Consider the following 17,761-nt stretch of genomic DNA (forward strand, 5'->3'; position numbering starts at 1 on the left):
GAGCGAGGGCCACGAGGCAGGACGGGACCGGACGGGACGGAGCGCACACGCCATGTCGACCACTGAGGCGACGACCACCAGCGAGGGGCAGGAAGCCGCCGTCCTGCTGGAGCGGACGAGGGAGACGGTCAACCCCGAACTGCGGCGGACCCTGGAGAGCCTGCCCGGCCCGATGCGGCGGGTGGCGATGTACCACTTCGGCTGGGAGCACGAGGACGGCACCCCGGCGGCGGGCAGCACCGGCAAGGCCATCAGGCCCGCCCTGGTGCTCGCCGCCGCGCAGGCCCTGCGCGGGGACGGGGCGGCCGCGGAGGGGGCGGCCGCGGACGTCGTACGGGCGGCGGTGGCCGTGGAGCTGGCGCACAACTTCACGCTGCTGCACGACGACGTCATCGACAAGGACGTGCGCAGGCGCGGCCGGCGGACGGCCTGGACGGTCTTCGGCACGCCGGACGCGATCATCACGGGCGACGCCATGATGGCGCTCGCGCTGCGACTGCTCGCCGAGGACCCGCACCCGGCCTCGGCGGCTGCTTCGGCGCGGCTCACCGCCTGCATCGTCGAGCTGTGCGCGGGCCAGCAGGCGGACTGCGCCTTCGAGCAGCGCCCCGGCGTCTCCCTCGACGAGTGTCTGACCATGGCGACGGCCAAGACCGGGGCCCTGCTGGGCTGCGCGTGCGCGCTCGGCGCCCTGTACGCGGGGGCCGGACCGGACGAGGTCGACGCCATGGACGCCTTCGGCCGGGAGGCCGGGCTGGCCTTCCAGCTCATCGACGACCTGATCGGCATCTGGGGGGACCCCGGACACACGGGCAAGCCCGCCGGGGCCGATCTGCTGGCCCGCAAGAAGTCCCTCCCGGTCGTGGCCGCCCTCACCTCGGGCACCGAGGCGGGGGAGGAGCTGGCCGCGCTGTACGCGGGCCCCATGGACGGGGACGACGTGGCCAGGGCCGCCGCGGCGGTGGAGCGGGCCGGCGGGCGGGACTGGGCGCAGGCCCATGCCGCCGACCGGATGGGGCGGGCGGTGCAGCAGCTCTCGCGGGCCGTCCCGGACCTCGGGGCGGCGGGCGGGCTGCTGGCGCTGGCGGAGTTCGTGACGCGGCGTACGAAGTGACCGCGTAGGGGGGGCGAGGAGGACCGCGCGGGACCCGGAAGGGCCCCAGCGGGATCCGGCAGGACCCCCGGAGGCCCGTTCCGGCACCGCATGGTGCCGGAACGGGCCTTTCTGCGCCGGTGGGTCAACTCTAGGATCGCTCACGGTTGTTGACGCGTGAGTGATGCGAAGGGTGTGACCCATGGGGCTGGAGATACGTCAGGCCGGGCCGTCGGACCGGGATGCCGTGGCGCGGCTGCTCGACGAGGCCTTCCGCACGGATCCCGTGAGCAGCTGGGTGTTCCCGGACCCGGAGCACCGGGCCGCGGTGCACGGGAAGTTCCTCGGCGTCTTCGTGGACGTGGCGCTGGCCGAGGGCCGGATCGACTACGCGGTGGACGGGTCGGCGGCTGCGCTGTGGCTGCGGATCCCGGCGGCCGATCCGGAGGCCGACCACGTCGAGGACGAGATCCCGGCGAAGATGCGGGCCGTGGCCGACCCGGACAACGAGCGCTGCGAGCTGGTGGGCCGGCTCACGGGCGCCGTGCACCCGATGGCGGAGGAGCACGAGTACCTGCTGATGATCGCGGTCGCCCCCGGACGGCAGGGCCGGGGTCTGGGGACGGAGCTGATGCGGCCGGTGCTGGAGCGCTGCGACCGCGAGGGCGTGCCCGCGTACCTGGAGGCGAGCAGCGAGCGCAGCAAGGGGCTGTACGAGCGGCTGGGCTGGCAGTTCACGGGCGAGGCGGTGCGGCTGCCGGAGGGTCCGCTGATGTGGCCGATGTGGCGCAAGCCGCAGTGACCGGACCCTTCCCGGGCCCGTCCAGGGCCCTTTCGACGGCAATCCCTTGCCAGACCACTACGACTGAAGTACTTTGACCGACGTGCCTCGATGGGGGTGCACTGTCGAACGGAAGAGAATCGCTTGCGCAAGCTCACGTACTTCATCGCCACGACGGTCGACGGCTTCATCGGAGCCCCGGACGGCGAAGCCGATTTCATCTACAGCTACCTCGACCCGGAGTTCATCGAGCACCTCAAGGCCGAGTACCCGGAGACCGTCTCCACCCCGGGACGCGTCCACCTCGGGATCGAGGACGCCGAACCGAAGCACTTCGACACGGTGATCATGGGCCGCGGCACGTACGAGCCCGGCCTCAAGCAGGGTGTGACCAGCCCGTACGGGCACATGCGCGAGCAGTACGTGGTCTCGCGCTCGCTCGCCGAGGCGCCTGACCCGCAGGTCCGGCTGATCGAGGGCGACCTGGTGGCGAAGGTCCGTGAACTGAAGGCCCGGGACGGGCTCGGCATCTGGCTGTGCGGCGGAGCGGACCTCGCGGGACAGCTGATCGACGAGATCGACGCGTTCGTCGTCAAGACCTACCCGGTCTTCGTCGGCACCGGCATGCCGATGTCGCGCGCCGGGTTCGGGGTGCGCCCCCTGGAGCTGACCGGGGCCACGGTGCTCGGCGGCGGCCAGGTCGTCACCTCGTACGCCGTCAAGCGCTGACCCGCGGAAGCGGCGAAACCGGCCTACCGTGGAGGTATGGCCGGTCAGCAGCGGGAACACCAGGTGCACGGGACGGTCGCCCCGCGGGCCGGGCACGACCAGCAGTCGTGCCCGGCCTGCGGGAGCCCCGTCGACACGATGGTCGGACGGCGCAAATCGCTGGGGATCTTCGTCCCGGAGTGGACCCCCGGTCCCTGTCGGAACCGGGAGTGCACGGCGTACGAGCCGGGGTACGAAGAGCCGGGGGCCGAGGCGCCCGGGCCCGAGCGGCCCGGGGCCGGAGGGGCTTAGCCCTTCGCACCCAGGCCGGACGCGACGAGCCCGTTCGCCCACAGCTGGTTGACGCGCGAACGCTCGGCGGAGTTCGGGTTGGCGTTCGTGCAGGAGGTGCCGGGGCCGCCGCCGGACATCAGCTCGCTGCAGGGACCCGAGTAGTGGTCCGGCAGGCCGAGCACGTGGCCGGTCTCGTGCGCGGTCACGCGGGTGGAGTTGTACTGCTGGTTCTGCCGGTAGTCCAGGAAGATGTAGCCCCGGCCGTGGCCGTCCGTGCTCGCGTAGGAACCGCGCGAGTCGTTGCCCTCGTAGTACGAGAAGTTCCCGCCCGAGGACACCTCCTGCAGTTTGACGTTGGTCACCGAGCTGTTCCAGATCTGCGTGGAGCGGGATATCTGCGTGCGGAAGCTCGGCGCATTGCGGGTGTTGTAGGTGACGGTGACGGCCGCCGCGCCCGGGACCGCGGCGCGCTGCTGCGCCACCGCACGCTGCACGGCCTCGAAGAAGGCGCGGTTGGCGGCCTGGTTCTCCTTCGACTGCTCGTACGCGGCGTACGTGGCCGGGCTGCCGGCGCCCGGGGAGGCCGAGGCGGTGGCGCCCGGGACGACGGCGCCGAGGACGGCGGCGACGCCGAGGCCGACGGCGGACAGAGTGGTCTTGCGGGAGTGACGCATGTGGGGGACTCCTGCTCATCCGGTGCGGTGGGGGGTCGTTCGGTACCGGAGTCTGCGGGAGCGGGAGGGGTCGGCGGATGATGTCAGACCCCGATAGCGCCGAGCTATCGGGAGGGTTTCAGAAGCCCAACTCCCATGAGAATGGCGGGATTCGAGGGGATACCGGTTACTGGTGCGGTCGGCTCGGCCCGGCCTACTCTCGGGGCATGGAGCTTGAGGTCAGGCACCTGCGCGCCCTGTGCGCCATCGCCGACGCCGGCAGCCTGCACAAGGCCGCCCGGCAACTCGGCGTGAGCCAGCCCTCCCTGACGACCCAGTTGCGCCGCATCGAACGCGCCCTGGACGGAGAGCTGTTCCTGCGCGAGCGCACCGGATGCCGGCCGACTCCCTTCGGGCGCACCATCCTCGGGCGGGCGCGACCGCTGCTGGCCGAGATGGCCGCCCTCGTGGCGGAGGCCCGGGCACTGTCGCAGGGGCCCCGGCTGCGGATCGGTTCGACGGCCAGCCGCGCCCTGCCCGGCTGGCTGCGGCGGCTGCACCGGCGGCTGCCCGACACGGAGACCGACCTGATGGTCGACGTGTCCGCCAACGCGCTGCTGCGGATGACGGCTTCGGGCCGGCTCGACGTGGCGTTCGTGCACGAGGTGGAGGGCAGCCCGCTGCGCGTGCCGGCCGGGCTGGAGCTACGGGTGCTGGTGGAGCGGGAACCGCAGTTCGTGTCCATGTCCCGGGACCACCCCGCGGCGGCGCGGGCCGTGGTGGAGCTGGGCGACCTCGCCGCCGACCGGTGGACCGTGGACCCGTCGGTGGACGGCGAATGGGACGGCCTGCGCCGGGTCCTCGCGGGCGCCGGCCTCGACCCGCCCCTGCTGCACGCCGACTATCACACGGCCGCCTCGCTGATCGCCTCCGGCGAGGCCGTCGCCCCCTGCCAGCCCACCTCCGGACTGCGCGAGGACATGGCGATCCGGCCGCTCTCCGGTGATCCGCTCGCCGTACGCCTCCTCCTCGCGATGCGCCCCGGGGTGAACGCCCAGGTGTTCGACGGGGTGTACGAGGACCTCCGCGCGGCCTACCGCGAAGCCGCGCTGGAGACTCCGCCCTACCGGGCCTGGCTGCGCCGCAACGCGAGCCCGCTGCTGGCGGCGTAGGGGGAGGGCTCAGGCGCGGCGGCGTACCCGGTCGTAGGCCAGGGCGGCCGCGCCGTGGGTCACCAGGACGGCGCCCGTAGCCAGCCAGCCCGGGCTGCGGCGGCGGGCCGCCCACATCATCAGGGGCGCCCCCGCGGCCAGTTGGGCCGCACCCGCCAGGCGCGCCTTGGGGCCGCGGAGCCACGGGCCCAGGGGGCTGTCCTCGACCACCGCGAGCTCCGCCCGCACCGTGTCGCGCCAGCCCGCCCACTCCACGCGCTCCGCACCGGGTGCGACCCGGGCCGCCTCCCGCAGCCGGTCGGCCGGTTCGCCCGGGTTCAGGCCCGCGGGCAGCGCCAGCCCCGCGCGGGCCAGCAGCGCGATGACGCCGAGCAGCCGGGACGCGCCGTCCGCCGCCTCGTCGGGGCGGGTCAGGCGTTCCAGTTCCTCCAGGTCCAGCACCGGGTCCAGTCCGAGCCGCGCCGCCAGCACCCGCATGGCGTCCGGGTCCGGAGCGTCCCGCCCGCCGTGCGGACGGCCCGCCGCGTCCCACTCGTAGGCCGCGGACCGGCGGAAGCCGGAGGACAGGACGAAGCCGGTCCGGCCCTCCTCCCACCACAGGCTCAGCACCGGCCAGTTGGAGCTCAGCGCGACCGCGGCACCCCAGCCGGCCAGGACTTCGGCCACGGATTCCGCGCCGCCGAGCCAGGGCTTCGCCTCGGGCACCAGCGCGCTCCACTCGCCGGCGGGGGCGAGGAGCAGCCGTTCGCGCAGGATGTGCGCGGCCGGTCGGGCGTCGAGGGGGTCGGCGCGGCAGAGCAGCAGTCCGCCCGCCGTGGTCTGGGAGATCGACATGCCCACACGCTAAGCCAAAACGGCCCAAAATGATGATTTTGGATCATCCTGACGCGCTTGACTTCCCGCAACCGCGATATATCGTGTTAGCCAGAAGACGCGATATGTTGCGTGCAGGTACGCCGAGGAGGGCCAGCGCCATGGCAGAGGCAGCGCAGAATCCGCAGAGTCCGCAGGGTCCGCCGTCGGTATGGTCGGTCGCCGCACCGCAGAAGCTCGACTTCGAGGAGCCGGTGACCGAGGTCCGCGTCCGGATCGCCGGCGGCACGGTCAACGTCGTCGCCGACGACGCCGACGGGGGCCCGGCCCGTCTCGACGTGTCCGAGGTGGACGGGCCGCCCCTGCACGTGGTGCAGGAGGGCGGGACCCTCACCGTCTCCTACGAGGACCTTCCCTGGAACGGCTCCCAGGGGCTCAAGCAGTGGTTCGAGAGCAAGCCCTGGAAGGCCTGGTCCGCCTCCGACTCCGGCCGCAAGGCCTGGGAGCGCAGCGCGACCGTGACCCTCACGGTCCCGGCCGCCACCCGGGTGCAGCTGGCCACCGTCAGCGCCACCGCCTTCGTCTCCGGCATCGACGGCGGCACCGACGTCCACGGAGTCTCCGGCGACACCACGCTCGTCGGCCTGTCCGGCCGGGTCAAGGCGCACACGGTCTCCGGCGGGGTCGAGGCGCAGTCCGTGACCGGCGAACTCGGATTCCACTCCGTGTCCGGCGGCCTGACGCTGGTCGACGGCGCGGTGGGCAGCGTACGGGCCGACTCGGTCAGCGGCGACATGCTGATCGACCTGGCCCTCGAGGACCGGCCCGCGCCCCGGCCGGTCGACATCTCCCTCAACTCCGTGTCCGGGCAGGTGGCCATCCGCCTCCCGCACCCGGCCGACGCCCGGGTCGAGGCCAACACCGCCACCGGCGGCGTCTCCAACGCCTTCGAGGACCTGCGGGTCTCGGGCCAGATGGGCGCCAAGAGGATCACCGGCACTCTGGGCGCCGGCACCGGAACCCTGCGCGCCACCACCGTCTCCGGCTCCATCGCGCTGCTGCGCCGTCCGCCCGCAGACGCGGCCGGCGCCGCCCCGGCCGCCCCGCTCGCGCTCGACAAGAAGGTGCTCTGACATGCCGCCCGTCTTCGCCCACGGCCGCCTCCGCCTCTACCTCCTCAAGCTGCTCGACGAGGCCCCGCGCCACGGGTACGAGGTGATCCGGCTGCTGGAGGAGCGCTTCCAGGGGCTGTACGCGCCCTCCGCGGGCACGGTGTACCCGCGCCTGGCCAAGCTGGAGACCGAGGGCCTGGTCACGCACGCGACCGAAGGCGGGCGCAAGGTGTACTCGATCACCGACGCGGGCCGCGCCGAACTGGCCGACCGCGGCGGCGAACTGGCCGACCTGGAACTGGAGATCCGTGACTCGGTCTCCGAGCTGGCCGCCGAGATCCGCGCCGACGTGAGCGGAGCCGCGGGCGATCTGCGGCGCGAACTGCGGGCCGCGGCCAGCGCGTCGGCCACGCAGGTGGAGGACGACTCCTGGAAGGCCGCCAAGGAGGAGCTCCGCAAGGCGAAGGCCGAGTGGAAGGAACAGGCGCGCCGCGCGAAGGACGAGAGCCGCCGGGCCCGCGAGGAGGCCCAGCAGGCGCGCCGGCAGGCCAAGGAGGCGCAGGAGCGGGCCCGTGAGGAGGTCCAGCGCATCGCGGGCCAGCTGCAGGAGCAGTTCGCGAAGTCGGGCGGAGTCCTGGGCAGCCTGGCGGGAGCCTGGCTCGGCACCTCCGGCTCCGGCTCGACGACGGCGCCGTCGGCGCCTTCCGAGCCCTCGGAGCCCTACGAGCCGTCCGCCCGTCCGGCCGCCCCGGCACCGGCTCCCGACGCGGACTGGGCACGTGACGTGCCGTCCACGGGGGACCCGGCCCGTGACCTGGACCGGCTGCTGGACCGCTTCCGCGACGACATCCGCGACGCGGCCCGCGACCGCGGGATCAGCGACGACCAGCTCGCGCAGGCCCGTACCCACCTGGCGGCCGCGGCCGCCCGCATCGCCTCGGCCCTGGGTCCGCAGGCCTGAGCCGCTCCGTCCTCGCCGCTGCCGACCCCCGTACGGCTGCGGCGAGGACGTGGATCAGCGCCCGGAGCCGGCGCGGCGCATCCGCGCGGCGAGCAGGAGCCCCGCGCCGGCGACGAGCGCGGTGCCCGCGCCGCCCGCGATCAGGGCGGTGTCCCCGGCGCCGGTGGTGGCGAGGGGGCCGGTGCCGTTAGCGCCCTGCGGAGTGGCCGAGTTGTTCCCGGTGCCCGTGCCCGTGCCGGAGCCGGTGCCGGTGCCGGACCCGGTCCCGCCGGAGGGCGAGGTGGACGGGGCGGGAGTCGGGGTGGGAGTCGGGGTCGGGGTGGGCTTGTTCTTGTCCTTCTCCTTCTCCTCCTCGGCCTTCTTGTCCTTGGCGCGCGCCTCGTGCTGGCCCGTCTTCAGGAACTCCGCGCGGTCGGCGGGCGTGCCGTTGAGCGCTGCGATGCCCGCCTTGACCAGCTCCGGACCCCCACCGTCGATGATCTGTGCGATCTCGATCCGGTTGTCCTGGTCGCGCAGGTGGTGCTGGCCCGTCTTCAGGAACTCGATGCGGTCGGCGGGAGTGCCCTTGAGCGCCTTCTTGGCGCCTTCCTTCAGGTTGGGGCCGGCGTCGTTGATCAGCCTGGAGATCTCGACCTGGTTGTCCTGGTCGCGCAGTTCGTGCTGGGTGACCTCGTAGAAGTGGCGCAGCTCCTCCAGGGTCGCGTCGCTGCGCATGATCTGCTTGATCCCGTCCTTCAGGGCGGGGCCCGCGTCGTTCGCCAGACGGGCGATGAGCACCCGGTAGTCGTCCCGGCGGATCACGTGCTGGTCGGTCTCGATGAACTTGCGCATGGCCGCAGGGCCGTCGGCGATGGCCTTGCGGCCCGCTTCCTTCATGTGCTCGCTGGCCATCGGGTCGGCGATGATCGCGAGGATGGTCTTGCGGTCCTGCTCGGCCTGGTCTTCCTTGCCGGCCTCATCCGCGGCGCCCTGGTCAGGGGCGGTCGGGGCGGTCGGGGTGCCGATGGTGCCGGTGCCGGACTCCTGGCCGGTCGCGAAGGCCGGGGACGCGAGGAGGACGGCCGGAGCCAGAGCGGTGGCGGCGACCGCCGCCGCGATACGGGACAACTTCACTGTCAAAACCCCCAAGGGAACGTTCTTTCGCTCTGCGAGACCCGTGGGAGGTGCCGATGGTTGTACGCGACAGCAAAGAAAGAAAATCGGAGCGTCGCGCTCCGATGCCTCAGCCCGTCAGGGTGGCCTCGGCTCCCGCGTACGTCACCCCGTGGTCCGCGAGGACCTCGGCGGAGGTGCCGGGGCGGGAGAGGAGGGCGAGGAGCAGATGGAGGGTGGAGATGTGGCGGTCCTTGCGGCCCAGGGCGATGCGCAGGGACTGCTCCAGGACCTTCTTGGCGCCGGGGGTGAACCGGGTGCGGCCGGAGCGGCCGCGCGGGGCGGGGTCCGCCAGGGCGCCCTCGCCGTGGGTCTCCTCGATGCGGGAGACGATCTCCGTGAGGTCGATTCCGAGGCCCGCGAGGGCCTCCTCGTCCGCCTTGGACATGCCGCCCCGGCGGCGGGCCGCCGCCAGGTCGGCGCAGACCGCGGCGCGGTCCACGTCCAGGGGGTCGAGGGCGCCCAGGGCGAGCAGGGACAGGAGCAGGTGCTCCTCGCCGACCCGCTGCGCCCCGGTCCGCTCGGCTTCGGCGACCGCGCCCGTCACGGTGGAGCGGGCGTCCCGGGTGAACCGTTCGAACATCAGAGCCTCCCGTGCTTCTTGTGTACGGCCTGCCGGCTGACGCCCAGCTCGGCCGCGATCTCCTGCCAGGACCAGCCCTGTGCGCGGGCCCCGCGCACCTGTACGGCCTCCAGTTGCTCCAGCAGTCGCCGGAGGGCGGCCACGGCGCGCAGGCCCACCCGGGGGTCGCGGTCGCCGGCGCGCTCGGCCAGATCGGTGGCTTCCGTCATGGGTGTCAATGTAGGTTGACGCACGGGAGGGTGTCAACCCACATTGACAACCGGTGGGGGTCGGGTGCGGGGGCTAGACGGTGAGGACGATCTTGCCGAACACGTCGCCCGACTCCAGCTTCCCGAGGGCCTCGCGGGCCCGGTCCAGCGGCATGGCCTCGTCGACGAGCGGGCGGACGCCGGTCGCCGCGCAGAAGGACAGCAGGTCCTCCAGCTCGTCCTTCGAGCCCATCGTCGAGCCGACCACCTTGAGCTCCAGGAAGAAGATCCGGGTCAGCTCGGCGTGCGCCGGGCGGTCCCCGCTCGTGGCGCCCGAGATGACCAGGGTGCCGCCGGGGCGCAGCGATTTCACCGAGTGCGACCAGGTGGCGGCGCCGACCGTTTCGATGACCGCGTCGACCCGCTGGGGGAGCCGCGCGCCGGGCTCGTAGGCCTCGACGGCACCCAGCTCGACCGCGCGCTTGCGCTTGGCCTCGTCGCGGCTGGTCGCGAAGACCCGCAGACCGGCCGCCTTGCCGAGGGCGATGGCGGCGGTGGCGACCCCGCCGCCCGCGCCCTGGACCAGGACCGAGTCGCCCGGGCGGACGCCGGCGTTCGTGAAGAGCATGCGGTACGCGGTCAGCCATGCCGTGGGCAGGCAGGCGGCCTCCTCGAAGGAGAGCTCGGCGGGCTTGCGCAGGACGTTCCAGGCGGGGACGGTGACCTGCTCGGCGAAGGTGCCCTGGTAGCGCTCGGTCAGGATCGAGCGGGGCTCGTCGGGGCCGACCCCGTGGCCGGTCTGGCCGATGACGGAGTGCAGGACGACCTCGTTGCCGTCCTGGTCGATCCCGGCTGCGTCACAGCCGAGGATCATGGGGAGCTTGTCCCCGGACAGGCCGACCCCGCGCAGCGACCAGAGGTCGTGGTGGTTGAGGGAGGCGGCCTTGACGTTCACGGTCACCCAGCCGGGGCGGGCCTGCGGGGCTGGGCGTTCGCCCAGCTCGAGGCCGCTCAGCGGCTGGTCACGGTCGATTCGGGCGGCGTAGGCAGCGAACATGGCCGCGAGGCTACCGGTCGGTAGGCCCGGGATCCAGGGCCGCCCTGCCCGGCGGGCGGTGGAGAACGCGAAGCGGGGCCCGCCGGAAGGTTCCGGCGGGCCCCGCTTCACGTCTCTCGGCGCAGGGGTCAGGCGAGGCGGGCCACGCCGTCGGCCTTGGCCGCCGCGGCGACCGCGGCCGTGACGGCCTCGGCGACGCGCACGTCGAACGGCGAGGGGATCACGTAGTCGGCGGTGAGCTCGCTGTCGGCGACGACACCGGCGATGGCGTCGGCGGCCGCGATCTTCATGTTCTCGGTGATCCGCGAGGCGCGGACCTTGAAGGCACCCGCGAAGATGCCCGGGAACGCCAGCACGTTGTTGATCTGGTTCGGGAAGTCCGAGCGGCCCGTGGCCACGACCGCCGCGTACTTGTGCGCGACGTCGGGGTGGACCTCCGGGTTCGGGTTGGCCATGGCGAAGACGAAGCAGTCCTTCGCCATCGTCGCCACCGCGGCTTCGGGGACCGTACCGCCGGAGACGCCGATGAAGACGTCCGCGCCCGCGAGGGCGTCCTCCAGGGAACCGGTCTGGCCGGTCTTGTTCGTCAGGCCCGCGATCTCCGCCTTGACGTCCGTCAGGTCGGTGCGGTCGGCGGAGACGACGCCCTTGCGGTCGGTGACGCAGACGTCGCCGATGCCCGCGTCCACGAGGATCTTGGCGATGGCGATGCCCGCCGCGCCGGCGCCCGCGATCACGGCGCGCAGGTCGCCGAGGGTGCGACCGGTGAGCTTCGCGGCGTTGCGCATGGCGGCCAGCGTCACGATGGCCGTGCCGTGCTGGTCGTCGTGGAAGATCGGGATGTCCAGCGCCTCCTGGAGGCGGCGCTCGATCTCGAAGCAGCGGGGCGCCGAGATGTCCTCCAGGTTCACGCCGCCGAAGGAGGGCGCGAGGCGGATCACGGTCTCGATGATCTCGTCCGTGTCCTTGGTGGCGAGCGCGATCGGAACCGCGTCCACACCACCGAACTGCTTGAAGAGAATGGCCTTGCCCTCCATGACGGGGAGGGAGGCCTCGGGCCCGATGTCACCGAGTCCGAGCACGGCCGTACCGTCGGTGACGACGGCGACCACGTTGGACTTCCAGGTGTACTCGTTCACGAGCTCGGGCTGCTCGGCAATGGCGCTGCACACCTTCGCAACGCCGGGCGTGTACGCCAGGGACAGGTCGTCCTTGTCGTTGACGGGCACGGTGGCCACGATGGCCATCTTGCCGCCCCGGTGCAGTGCGAACACCGCATCGGGGTTGTTGTCCGTCACGCTGTCGCTGCGAGGATTGACGATCTCCGCTGCCACTGTCTTAACCCCTTAAGTCTTTGAATCGTTGAGGGTGGCCACTCCTGGTTAAGGGGTGGGCGGGCACCGCGTCCGTCTCCGCGTCGACGGGTTTCGGTCCGTCTCCGCGAAGGGGAGGTTCGTACGCGCGGGCGCGCCGCACGCGCGCCCTGAGCCCCGGATGAGGGGTGTAAGGATCTGTTCTACCCGAAGAACACTCACCCAGACGAGTCGATTCCCGCTCGATCGTAGGCTTCTTGCCCTGGTTTTGGCGAAAAGTCCAAACCTTGCCGTCCGATAGGCGAGACGCGCCGTAAAAACTGCGGCCAAAACGCCTGGTCACAGCGTTTAATCCGGCCTCTAGGGCCCCTGCCCGCAGGGCTGTTGGGCGCCGGGGGGTGTCCGTTATCTGATTTTGACCTGACGGGCACCCTGAATGTCTCAGTCCGAATGGCAAGATGCCGTAATCACACAAGGTCGCGACACTCGATGGTGCGTGCCGGACCGTTCTCGGATGCGTTTTTCCCCACCGCCGGAGGAATCAGCTCATGACCGCAAGCACCACCCGTCGTACCACCGCCGCACGGTCCCGGATCGCCGCGGTCGGCGCGATCGCGGTCGCCGGCGCCCTCGTCCTCACCGGCTGTGGAGACCAGACCGAGAAGAAGGGGTCCGGGGACGCCACGAAGTCCAACTCCGCCCCCCTCTTCTCCGCCCTGCCGAAGAAGATCCAGGACGCGGGCGTCATCAAGGTCGGCACGGACGCGGCGTACGCGCCGATGGAGTTCACCGAGGGCGGCAAGATCGTCGGTGTCGACCCCGACATCGCCGAGGCCCTGGGCAAGCAGCTCGGTGTGAAGTTCGAGTTCACCTCGGGCAGCTTCGACGGTCTGATCACCTCGATCTACTCCGGCCGCCAGGACGCGATCATGTCCTCGGTCACGGACAACGAGAAGCGCCAGAAGGGCCTCGACGACGAGGGCAAGCAGATCGGCAAGGGGATCGACTTCGTCGACTACTTCTCCTCCGGCGTCTCGCTCCTCGTCAAGAAGGGCAACCCGCAGAACATCAAGTCCCTGGACGACCTCTGCGGCAAGACCGTCGCCGTCCAGCGCGGCACGATCTACGAGGACACCTTCAAGGCGCAGGCCACGAAGTGCGGTGACAAGAAGCTCACCATCGAGGCCTTCGACACCGACGCCGAGGCCCAGACCCGCGTCAAGGCCGGCGGAGCCGTGGCCGACCTGAACGACTTCCCGGTCGCCGCGTACATCGCGAAGACCTCGGGCGGCGGCAACGACTTCGAGGTCGGCGGCGCCCAGGCCGACGTCGGCCTCTTCGGCATCGGCGTCAGCAAGGACAACACCCAGCTGCGCGACGCCCTGAAGCAGGCCCTCGACGCGATCATCAAGGACGGCTCCTACGCCAAGGTCCTGGAGAAGTGGAACGTCAAGGACAGCGCCGTTCAGTCCGCGACGGTCAACGCAGGCAAGTGACCCGTGCGGTCCGGGGGCGCCCGCGCCCCCGGACCCTGGTTCCTGAGCTCCACTGAAGGGCAGTCATTGTGACTGACAAGATCGACAAGGGTCCGGCGGCGACCCCGCCGGCCGGTCCCGGCGCCTCGGGTACCCCGTACGAGGCAATCAAGGCAATCCCCGTGCGGCACTACGGCCGCTGGGTCAGCGGCGTCGTGGTCGTCGTCCTGCTGGGCTGGCTGGTCTACGCCTTCTCGCAGGGCAACGTGATCTGGAAGACGGTCGGAGACAAGCTCTTCGACCCCTCGATCCTCTCGGGCCTCGGCAACACGGTGATCATCAGCGTGTCCGCGATGGCGCTGGGCCTCGTGCTCGGCATCCTCTTCGCGGTCATGCGGCTCTCGAAGAACCCGGTGACCAACACGGTCGCCTGGCTCTACATCTGGTTCTTCCGCGGGACCCCGGTCTACGTGCAGCTGCTGGTGTGGTTCAACCTGTCGCTGATCTTCCAGTACGTGAACCTCGGCCCGATCTACAAGCAAGAGACCGTCGAGCTGATGACCCCGTTCATGGTCGCCCTCCTGGGCCTGGGCCTGAACGAGGGCGCCTACATGGCGGAGATCGTCCGTGCGGGCATCCAGTCCGTCGACGAGGGCCAGACCGAGGCCTCGCACGCGCTGGGCATGACCCAGGTGCAGACGATGCGCCGCGTGGTCCTGCCGCAGGCGATGCGCGTGATCATCCCGCCGTCGGGCAACGAGTTCATCAACATGCTGAAGACCTCGTCCCTGGTGTCCGCGGTCCAGTACACCGAGCTCCTGCGGGCCTCGTCGAACATCGGGTCCACGGCCGGCGCGATCATGGAGATGCTGTTCGTCGCCTCCATCTGGTACTTGGCCCTGACCAGCGTGTTCAGCGTCGGCCAGTACTACCTGGAGCGTCGTTACGCACGCGGTTCGCTGCGCTCCCTGCCGCCCACGCCGTTCCAGCGGCTGAAGGCCAACCTGAACATGTTCCGCCGTACGGAGGTGGCGAAGTGACCGCCCAGCCGATGGTCAAGGCCGAGGCCGTCCACAAGTCGTACGGCCCCGCCCACATCCTGCGGGGCATCGACCTCGAAGTCGCCCCCCGCGAGGTGTTCTGCCTGGTCGGCCCGTCCGGCTCCGGCAAGTCCACCTTCCTGCGCTGCATCAACCACCTGGAGCGCATCAACTCCGGCCGCCTCTCGGTCGACGGCGAGCTGGTGGGCTACAAGGAGAAGGCCGGAAAGCTCTACGAGCTCAAGGACAGCGAGGTCGCGGCCCAGCGCCGGGACATCGGCATGGTCTTCCAGCGCTTCAACCTCTTCCCGCACATGACGGCCATAGAGAACGTCATGGAAGCCCCCGTCATGGTCAAGGGCGAGAGCAAGGCCGTCGCACGGGCCCGCGCGATCAAGCTCCTGGACCGGGTCGGCCTCGGCGACAAGGGCGGGAACTACCCCACCCAGCTCTCCGGCGGCCAGCAGCAGCGCGTGGCCATCGCCCGCGCGCTGGCCATGGAGCCGAAGCTGATGCTCTTCGACGAGCCCACCTCGGCGCTCGACCCGGAGCTCGTCGGCGACGTCCTCGACGTCATGCGGGACCTGGCCGAGTCGGGCATGACCATGATCGTGGTCACCCACGAGATGGGCTTCGCCCGCGAGGTCGGAGACAACCTCGTCTTCATGGACGGCGGCGTGGTCGTCGAGTCCGGCCACCCCCGCGACGTCCTGGGCAACCCCCAGCACGACCGCACGAAGGCCTTCCTCTCGAAGGTCCTCTAGCAGGCCGGCAGCACGCGTGAGGGGCGGTACGGACACCCGTACCGCCCCTCACGCGCACCCGGCCTACTTCAGGGCCAGCACCAGCCCGTCGGAGGGCGAGCGCCAGACCGTACGGGCCTCCGAGAAGCCGGCGCCGAGCAGCTTGGCGGTGTGCCAGGACTCCGGCGGGGTGTCGCCGTCGGCATGCTCCCCGTAGATCTCGAAGCGGGCCTTGGTGGGCTCGGCGAGCTCCGGGTCGGCGGCCGCGAGCTCCCACCACTCGCGCCAGTCCAGGGCCCCGGCCGCCTTCGCCCGGTCCATGCCGCCGTGCCGGTGGGCGCGCTCGGCGGCGTTGATCCGGGGGGTGGCGGGGTCGGGCATGTGGTCGGCGTTCATGAACACCCCGCCGGTGCGCAGCAGGGGAGCGAGCTGGTCGTAGAGGACGGCGAGGTCCTCGCTGGGCAGCCAGTGCAGGGCGGTGGCGGTCAGAATCGCGTCGTAGGAGCCCTGGGGGAGGGCCGCGCGCCAGTCGGGGTCCTTGAGGTCGGCGGTCACGAAGGTGACGCGGGGGTCGCCGGCGAAGTGGCCGCGGGCGATCGTCAACAGCGCGGGGTCGAGATCGACTCCCGTACTGGTGGATTCCGGGAACCTCTTGAAGACGCGGTCCGTGATACTTCCCGTACCGCACGCGAGATCGAGCACCCGGGGGGCGGTGCCGACCAGCGCCTCCACCATGTCCAGCATCACCCGGAACCGCTCCTCGCGGTCGGGCATGTACCACTCCTGCTGCCGGTCCCAGCTGTCCTGCCAGGCCTGCCAGTCGGACGGTGCTGCCGTATCGAAGCGTCCCGTATCCGCCACGAAATCCTCCACGCGTAATACCCTCGAACATGTCTCAGCCGTTACCGGAGACACTAATCTGCAGCCGTAAGGACTACAAGTGGAACTGGCCCATTACTCGGACTATGCCGTGCGCCTGGTCAACACCGAGGAGCCGGCCCGCAACAAGGACTCGCTGACCTCCGTGGACGCCGTCCGTGCGCTCTTCGGTGCCAGCGTCCAGATGGCCCGCCGGGTCACGGACGGTGACGTCACCCGATTCCGCAACGTCCGCGGCCGGCTGCGCACCGTCTTCGAGGCCGCCGACGGCGGGGACCACGTCCTCGCCGTCGACCTGCTGAACTCCCTGCTCATGGAGTTCCCGGTCAGCCCGCAGGTCTCCGGGCACGAGACGCTCGGGGACGACGGGGGCCCGGACTGGCACATCCACCTGGCCGACCACCCCTCCAACGCCTCCGCCGGCTACGCCGCGATCGCGTGCTTCGGGCTGGCCTTCCACCTCACCGCGCACGGCCCGGACCGGCTCGGCCTCTGCCAGGCCCCGCCCTGCCGCAACGCCTACCTCGACACCTCCACCAACCGCTCCCGGAGGTACTGCTCCGACCGGTGCGCCACCCGCGCCAACGTCGCCGCCTACCGCGCCCGCAAGCGGCTGGAGGCAGAGGAGTCCGCCCACAGCGGGCGCAGCGCCGAGGAAGCCCAGGAGAGCCACGCCCTCAGCGAGCGCTGACCCTCCGCCGCGTGTTCCGGCCGGGGGCGCGGCCGGAACCGGACCACCGCGGTCGCCAGCACCAGCTCGTCGGGGACCACCCCGTAGTCCGTGCTGTCGCCCGTCGCGTTGTACGGGTTGTCGCCCAGCACCCACCAGCCGCCCGGCCGCCGCTCCGCCGCCCGCTTCACGACCAGCAGGTCCTGCTGGAACGGGTGGCGCAGCACCACCACGTGGCCCGGCCGCACGGGGGCCCCGTAGCGGACCAGCACCTGGTCCCCGTTCTCCAGGGTCGGCGCCATCGAGGGGCCGCTCACCTCCACGGTCCCGATCCGTTTCAACGGCGACTCCCACTCCCGCGACCGGCCGCGCGAGCGCGTGCTCCCCGTCATCCGTGACCTCCGTAACCGCTCTGGTCCACTCTCCGTGCCCCCCGCATGCTGCCGCACTCTTCCGTACATTCGGTCACCGGCCCGGGCACACCCCTGGACTTTTGTCCCAACCGCACGGGGGCGGCCGCGAAATCGTCTTTCTCACGGAGTAATCTCCCCCTTGAGAAGACGATCACGAGGAGGACAAACTCCATGCTTTCCCGCCTCTTCGCCCCCAAGGCGAAGGTCTCCGCCCACTGCGATCTTCCGTGCGGCGTGTACGACCCTGCCCAGGCCCGCATCGAGGCCGAGTCCGTCAAGGCCGTGCAGGAGAAGTACCAGGCCAACGACGACGCCGACTTCCGCGCGCGCGCCATCACCATCAAGGAGCAGCGCGCCGAGCTCGCGAAGCACCACGTCTCCGTGCTGTGGAGCGACTACTTCAAGCCGCCGCACTTTGAGAAGTACCCGCAGCTGCACACCCTGGTCAACGACACCCTGAAGGCCCTCTCGGCCGCCAAGGCGTCGAACGACCCGGCGACCGGCGCCAAGGCGCTGGAGCTCATCGCCGAGATCGACCGCATCTTCTGGGAGACCAAGGCCGCCTGATCAGGCACCACGCCTGATCGGCCTTGTCCCGAGGACGATGACGAAGGGGCCCGACCGCACTGCGGCCGGGCCCCTTCGTCATGCCGTCCGCCGT

Annotated in this window: 21 protein-coding genes; 12 read left to right on the forward strand and 9 right to left on the reverse strand. The window is 71.4% G+C overall.

Annotation, left to right across the window (positions count from 1 at the left end; translation table 11 throughout):
- The first annotated feature begins 52 nt into the window (after positions 1-52).
- From ACZ60J_RS32175 to ACZ60J_RS32190, 4 genes are all read left to right on the forward strand, one after another.
- On the forward strand, positions 53-1,114 hold the full coding sequence (locus tag ACZ60J_RS32175) for a family 2 encapsulin nanocompartment cargo protein polyprenyl transferase (RefSeq protein ID WP_469687320.1): 1,062 nt from the start codon (positions 53-55) through the stop codon (positions 1,112-1,114).
- Between the two features lie 181 nt (positions 1,115-1,295).
- Positions 1,296-1,895 (forward strand): GNAT family N-acetyltransferase, encoded by a 600-nt coding sequence (locus ACZ60J_RS32180; RefSeq protein ID WP_469687322.1) that lies wholly within the window; start codon positions 1,296-1,298, stop codon positions 1,893-1,895.
- 123 nt (positions 1,896-2,018) lie between these two features.
- Positions 2,019-2,603, forward strand: a complete 585-nt coding sequence (locus ACZ60J_RS32185; RefSeq protein ID WP_469687324.1) for a dihydrofolate reductase family protein — start codon at positions 2,019-2,021, stop codon at positions 2,601-2,603.
- Between the two features lie 36 nt (positions 2,604-2,639).
- The gene (locus ACZ60J_RS32190) at positions 2,640-2,894 is read left to right on the forward strand and encodes a hypothetical protein (RefSeq protein WP_469687325.1); all 255 of its coding nucleotides are present in this window, start codon (positions 2,640-2,642) and stop codon (positions 2,892-2,894) included.
- Here ACZ60J_RS32190 and snpA read toward each other — a convergent pair.
- Positions 2,891-3,550: a snapalysin gene (gene snpA, locus ACZ60J_RS32195; RefSeq protein ID WP_469687327.1), complete on the reverse strand. Its 660-nt coding sequence runs from the start codon at positions 3,548-3,550 to the stop codon at positions 2,891-2,893. The genes ACZ60J_RS32190 and snpA overlap by 4 nt on opposite strands.
- A gap of 206 nt (positions 3,551-3,756) precedes the next feature.
- Between snpA and ACZ60J_RS32200 the strand changes: the two genes are divergently transcribed.
- Positions 3,757-4,701, forward strand: coding sequence for a LysR family transcriptional regulator (locus tag ACZ60J_RS32200; RefSeq protein WP_469687329.1), 945 nt, complete (start codon positions 3,757-3,759; stop codon positions 4,699-4,701).
- Positions 4,702-4,710: 9 nt separating this feature from the next.
- Here ACZ60J_RS32200 and ACZ60J_RS32205 read toward each other — a convergent pair whose 3' ends face one another.
- Complete coding sequence (locus tag ACZ60J_RS32205; protein ID WP_469687656.1) at positions 4,711-5,529, reverse strand: hypothetical protein; 819 nt, start codon at positions 5,527-5,529, stop codon at positions 4,711-4,713.
- A gap of 146 nt (positions 5,530-5,675) precedes the next feature.
- Between ACZ60J_RS32205 and ACZ60J_RS32210 the strand changes: the two genes are divergently transcribed.
- Complete coding sequence (locus ACZ60J_RS32210; protein ID WP_469687330.1) at positions 5,676-6,647, forward strand: DUF4097 family beta strand repeat-containing protein; 972 nt, start codon at positions 5,676-5,678, stop codon at positions 6,645-6,647.
- Position 6,648: 1 nt separating this feature from the next.
- Positions 6,649-7,587 (forward strand): PadR family transcriptional regulator, encoded by a 939-nt coding sequence (locus ACZ60J_RS32215; RefSeq protein ID WP_469687332.1) that lies wholly within the window; start codon positions 6,649-6,651, stop codon positions 7,585-7,587.
- A gap of 54 nt (positions 7,588-7,641) precedes the next feature.
- On the opposite strand, the gene ACZ60J_RS32220 is transcribed toward ACZ60J_RS32215, so the two are convergent.
- From ACZ60J_RS32220 to ACZ60J_RS32240, 5 genes are all read right to left on the reverse strand, one after another.
- Positions 7,642-8,700: an ALF repeat-containing protein gene (locus tag ACZ60J_RS32220; protein ID WP_469687333.1), complete on the reverse strand. Its 1,059-nt coding sequence runs from the start codon at positions 8,698-8,700 to the stop codon at positions 7,642-7,644.
- Positions 8,701-8,809: 109 nt separating this feature from the next.
- Positions 8,810-9,322: a Clp protease N-terminal domain-containing protein gene (locus tag ACZ60J_RS32225; RefSeq protein ID WP_469687335.1), complete on the reverse strand. Its 513-nt coding sequence runs from the start codon at positions 9,320-9,322 to the stop codon at positions 8,810-8,812.
- Complete coding sequence (locus ACZ60J_RS32230) at positions 9,322-9,531, reverse strand: helix-turn-helix domain-containing protein (RefSeq protein ID WP_243336126.1); 210 nt, start codon at positions 9,529-9,531, stop codon at positions 9,322-9,324. Before ACZ60J_RS32230 ends, ACZ60J_RS32225 begins: the two co-directional genes overlap by 1 nt.
- Before the next feature lie 73 nt (positions 9,532-9,604).
- Positions 9,605-10,567: a zinc-binding dehydrogenase gene (locus ACZ60J_RS32235; protein ID WP_469687337.1), complete on the reverse strand. Its 963-nt coding sequence runs from the start codon at positions 10,565-10,567 to the stop codon at positions 9,605-9,607.
- A gap of 128 nt (positions 10,568-10,695) precedes the next feature.
- On the reverse strand, positions 10,696-11,901 hold the full coding sequence (locus tag ACZ60J_RS32240; RefSeq protein ID WP_469687339.1) for an NAD(P)-dependent malic enzyme: 1,206 nt from the start codon (positions 11,899-11,901) through the stop codon (positions 10,696-10,698).
- A gap of 527 nt (positions 11,902-12,428) precedes the next feature.
- Here ACZ60J_RS32240 and ACZ60J_RS32245 point away from each other — a divergent pair.
- The 3 genes from ACZ60J_RS32245 to ACZ60J_RS32255 all read left to right on the forward strand — a co-directional run bounded on the left by ACZ60J_RS32245 (position 12,429) and on the right by ACZ60J_RS32255 (position 15,159).
- Positions 12,429-13,376: an ABC transporter substrate-binding protein gene (locus tag ACZ60J_RS32245; protein WP_469687340.1), complete on the forward strand. Its 948-nt coding sequence runs from the start codon at positions 12,429-12,431 to the stop codon at positions 13,374-13,376.
- A gap of 68 nt (positions 13,377-13,444) precedes the next feature.
- A complete protein-coding gene (locus tag ACZ60J_RS32250) occupies positions 13,445-14,395 on the forward strand; it encodes an amino acid ABC transporter permease (protein ID WP_469687341.1) in 951 nt (316 codons plus the stop codon).
- 11 nt (positions 14,396-14,406) lie between these two features.
- Entirely contained in the window at positions 14,407-15,159 is a 753-nt protein-coding gene (locus ACZ60J_RS32255; protein WP_469687657.1) for an amino acid ABC transporter ATP-binding protein, read from the forward strand.
- Positions 15,160-15,222: 63 nt separating this feature from the next.
- Here the strand turns inward: ACZ60J_RS32255 and ACZ60J_RS32260 are convergent, their stop codons facing one another.
- On the reverse strand, positions 15,223-15,999 hold the full coding sequence (locus tag ACZ60J_RS32260) for a class I SAM-dependent methyltransferase (RefSeq protein ID WP_469687343.1): 777 nt from the start codon (positions 15,997-15,999) through the stop codon (positions 15,223-15,225).
- 79 nt (positions 16,000-16,078) lie between these two features.
- On the opposite strand from ACZ60J_RS32260, the gene ACZ60J_RS32265 reads away from it, so the two are divergent.
- Positions 16,079-16,708 carry a CGNR zinc finger domain-containing protein gene (locus tag ACZ60J_RS32265; protein ID WP_469687345.1) on the forward strand — a complete coding sequence of 210 codons (630 nt, stop codon included), beginning with the start codon at positions 16,079-16,081 and terminating at the stop codon, positions 16,706-16,708.
- Here the strand turns inward: ACZ60J_RS32265 and sodX are convergent.
- Positions 16,612-17,079, reverse strand: a complete 468-nt coding sequence (sodX, locus tag ACZ60J_RS32270; protein WP_469687346.1) for a nickel-type superoxide dismutase maturation protease — start codon at positions 17,077-17,079, stop codon at positions 16,612-16,614. The genes ACZ60J_RS32265 and sodX overlap by 97 nt on opposite strands.
- A gap of 192 nt (positions 17,080-17,271) precedes the next feature.
- On the opposite strand from sodX, the gene sodN reads away from it, so the two are divergent.
- A complete protein-coding gene (gene sodN / locus ACZ60J_RS32275; protein ID WP_030709803.1) occupies positions 17,272-17,667 on the forward strand; it encodes a superoxide dismutase, Ni in 396 nt (131 codons plus the stop codon).
- Positions 17,668-17,761: the final 94 nt, after the last annotated feature.

It is taken from the genome of Streptomyces sp. NPDC104226 (genome assembly GCF_055584085.1).

Bases quoted from the DNA above. Each gene is read 5' to 3' on its own strand.
- sodN (WP_030709803.1), top strand. From the start codon at position 17,272: ATGCTTTCCCGCCTCTTCGCCCCCAAGGCGAAGGTCTCCGCCCACTGC.
- ACZ60J_RS32180 (WP_469687322.1), top strand. From the start codon at position 1,296: ATGGGGCTGGAGATACGTCAGGCCGGGCCGTCGGACCGGGATGCCGTG.
- ACZ60J_RS32200 (WP_469687329.1), top strand. From the start codon at position 3,757: ATGGAGCTTGAGGTCAGGCACCTGCGCGCCCTGTGCGCCATCGCCGAC.
- snpA (WP_469687327.1), bottom strand. From the start codon at position 3,550: ATGCGTCACTCCCGCAAGACCACTCTGTCCGCCGTCGGCCTCGGCGTC.
- ACZ60J_RS32215 (WP_469687332.1), top strand. From the start codon at position 6,649: ATGCCGCCCGTCTTCGCCCACGGCCGCCTCCGCCTCTACCTCCTCAAG.
- ACZ60J_RS32255 (WP_469687657.1), top strand. From the start codon at position 14,407: ATGGTCAAGGCCGAGGCCGTCCACAAGTCGTACGGCCCCGCCCACATC.
- ACZ60J_RS32225 (WP_469687335.1), bottom strand. From the start codon at position 9,322: ATGTTCGAACGGTTCACCCGGGACGCCCGCTCCACCGTGACGGGCGCG.
- ACZ60J_RS32245 (WP_469687340.1), top strand. From the start codon at position 12,429: ATGACCGCAAGCACCACCCGTCGTACCACCGCCGCACGGTCCCGGATC.
- ACZ60J_RS32190 (WP_469687325.1), top strand. From the start codon at position 2,640: ATGGCCGGTCAGCAGCGGGAACACCAGGTGCACGGGACGGTCGCCCCG.
- ACZ60J_RS32175 (WP_469687320.1), top strand. From the start codon at position 53: ATGTCGACCACTGAGGCGACGACCACCAGCGAGGGGCAGGAAGCCGCC.
- ACZ60J_RS32210 (WP_469687330.1), top strand. From the start codon at position 5,676: ATGGCAGAGGCAGCGCAGAATCCGCAGAGTCCGCAGGGTCCGCCGTCG.
- ACZ60J_RS32235 (WP_469687337.1), bottom strand. From the start codon at position 10,567: ATGTTCGCTGCCTACGCCGCCCGAATCGACCGTGACCAGCCGCTGAGC.
- ACZ60J_RS32230 (WP_243336126.1), bottom strand. From the start codon at position 9,531: ATGACGGAAGCCACCGATCTGGCCGAGCGCGCCGGCGACCGCGACCCC.
- sodX (WP_469687346.1), bottom strand. From the start codon at position 17,079: ATGACGGGGAGCACGCGCTCGCGCGGCCGGTCGCGGGAGTGGGAGTCG.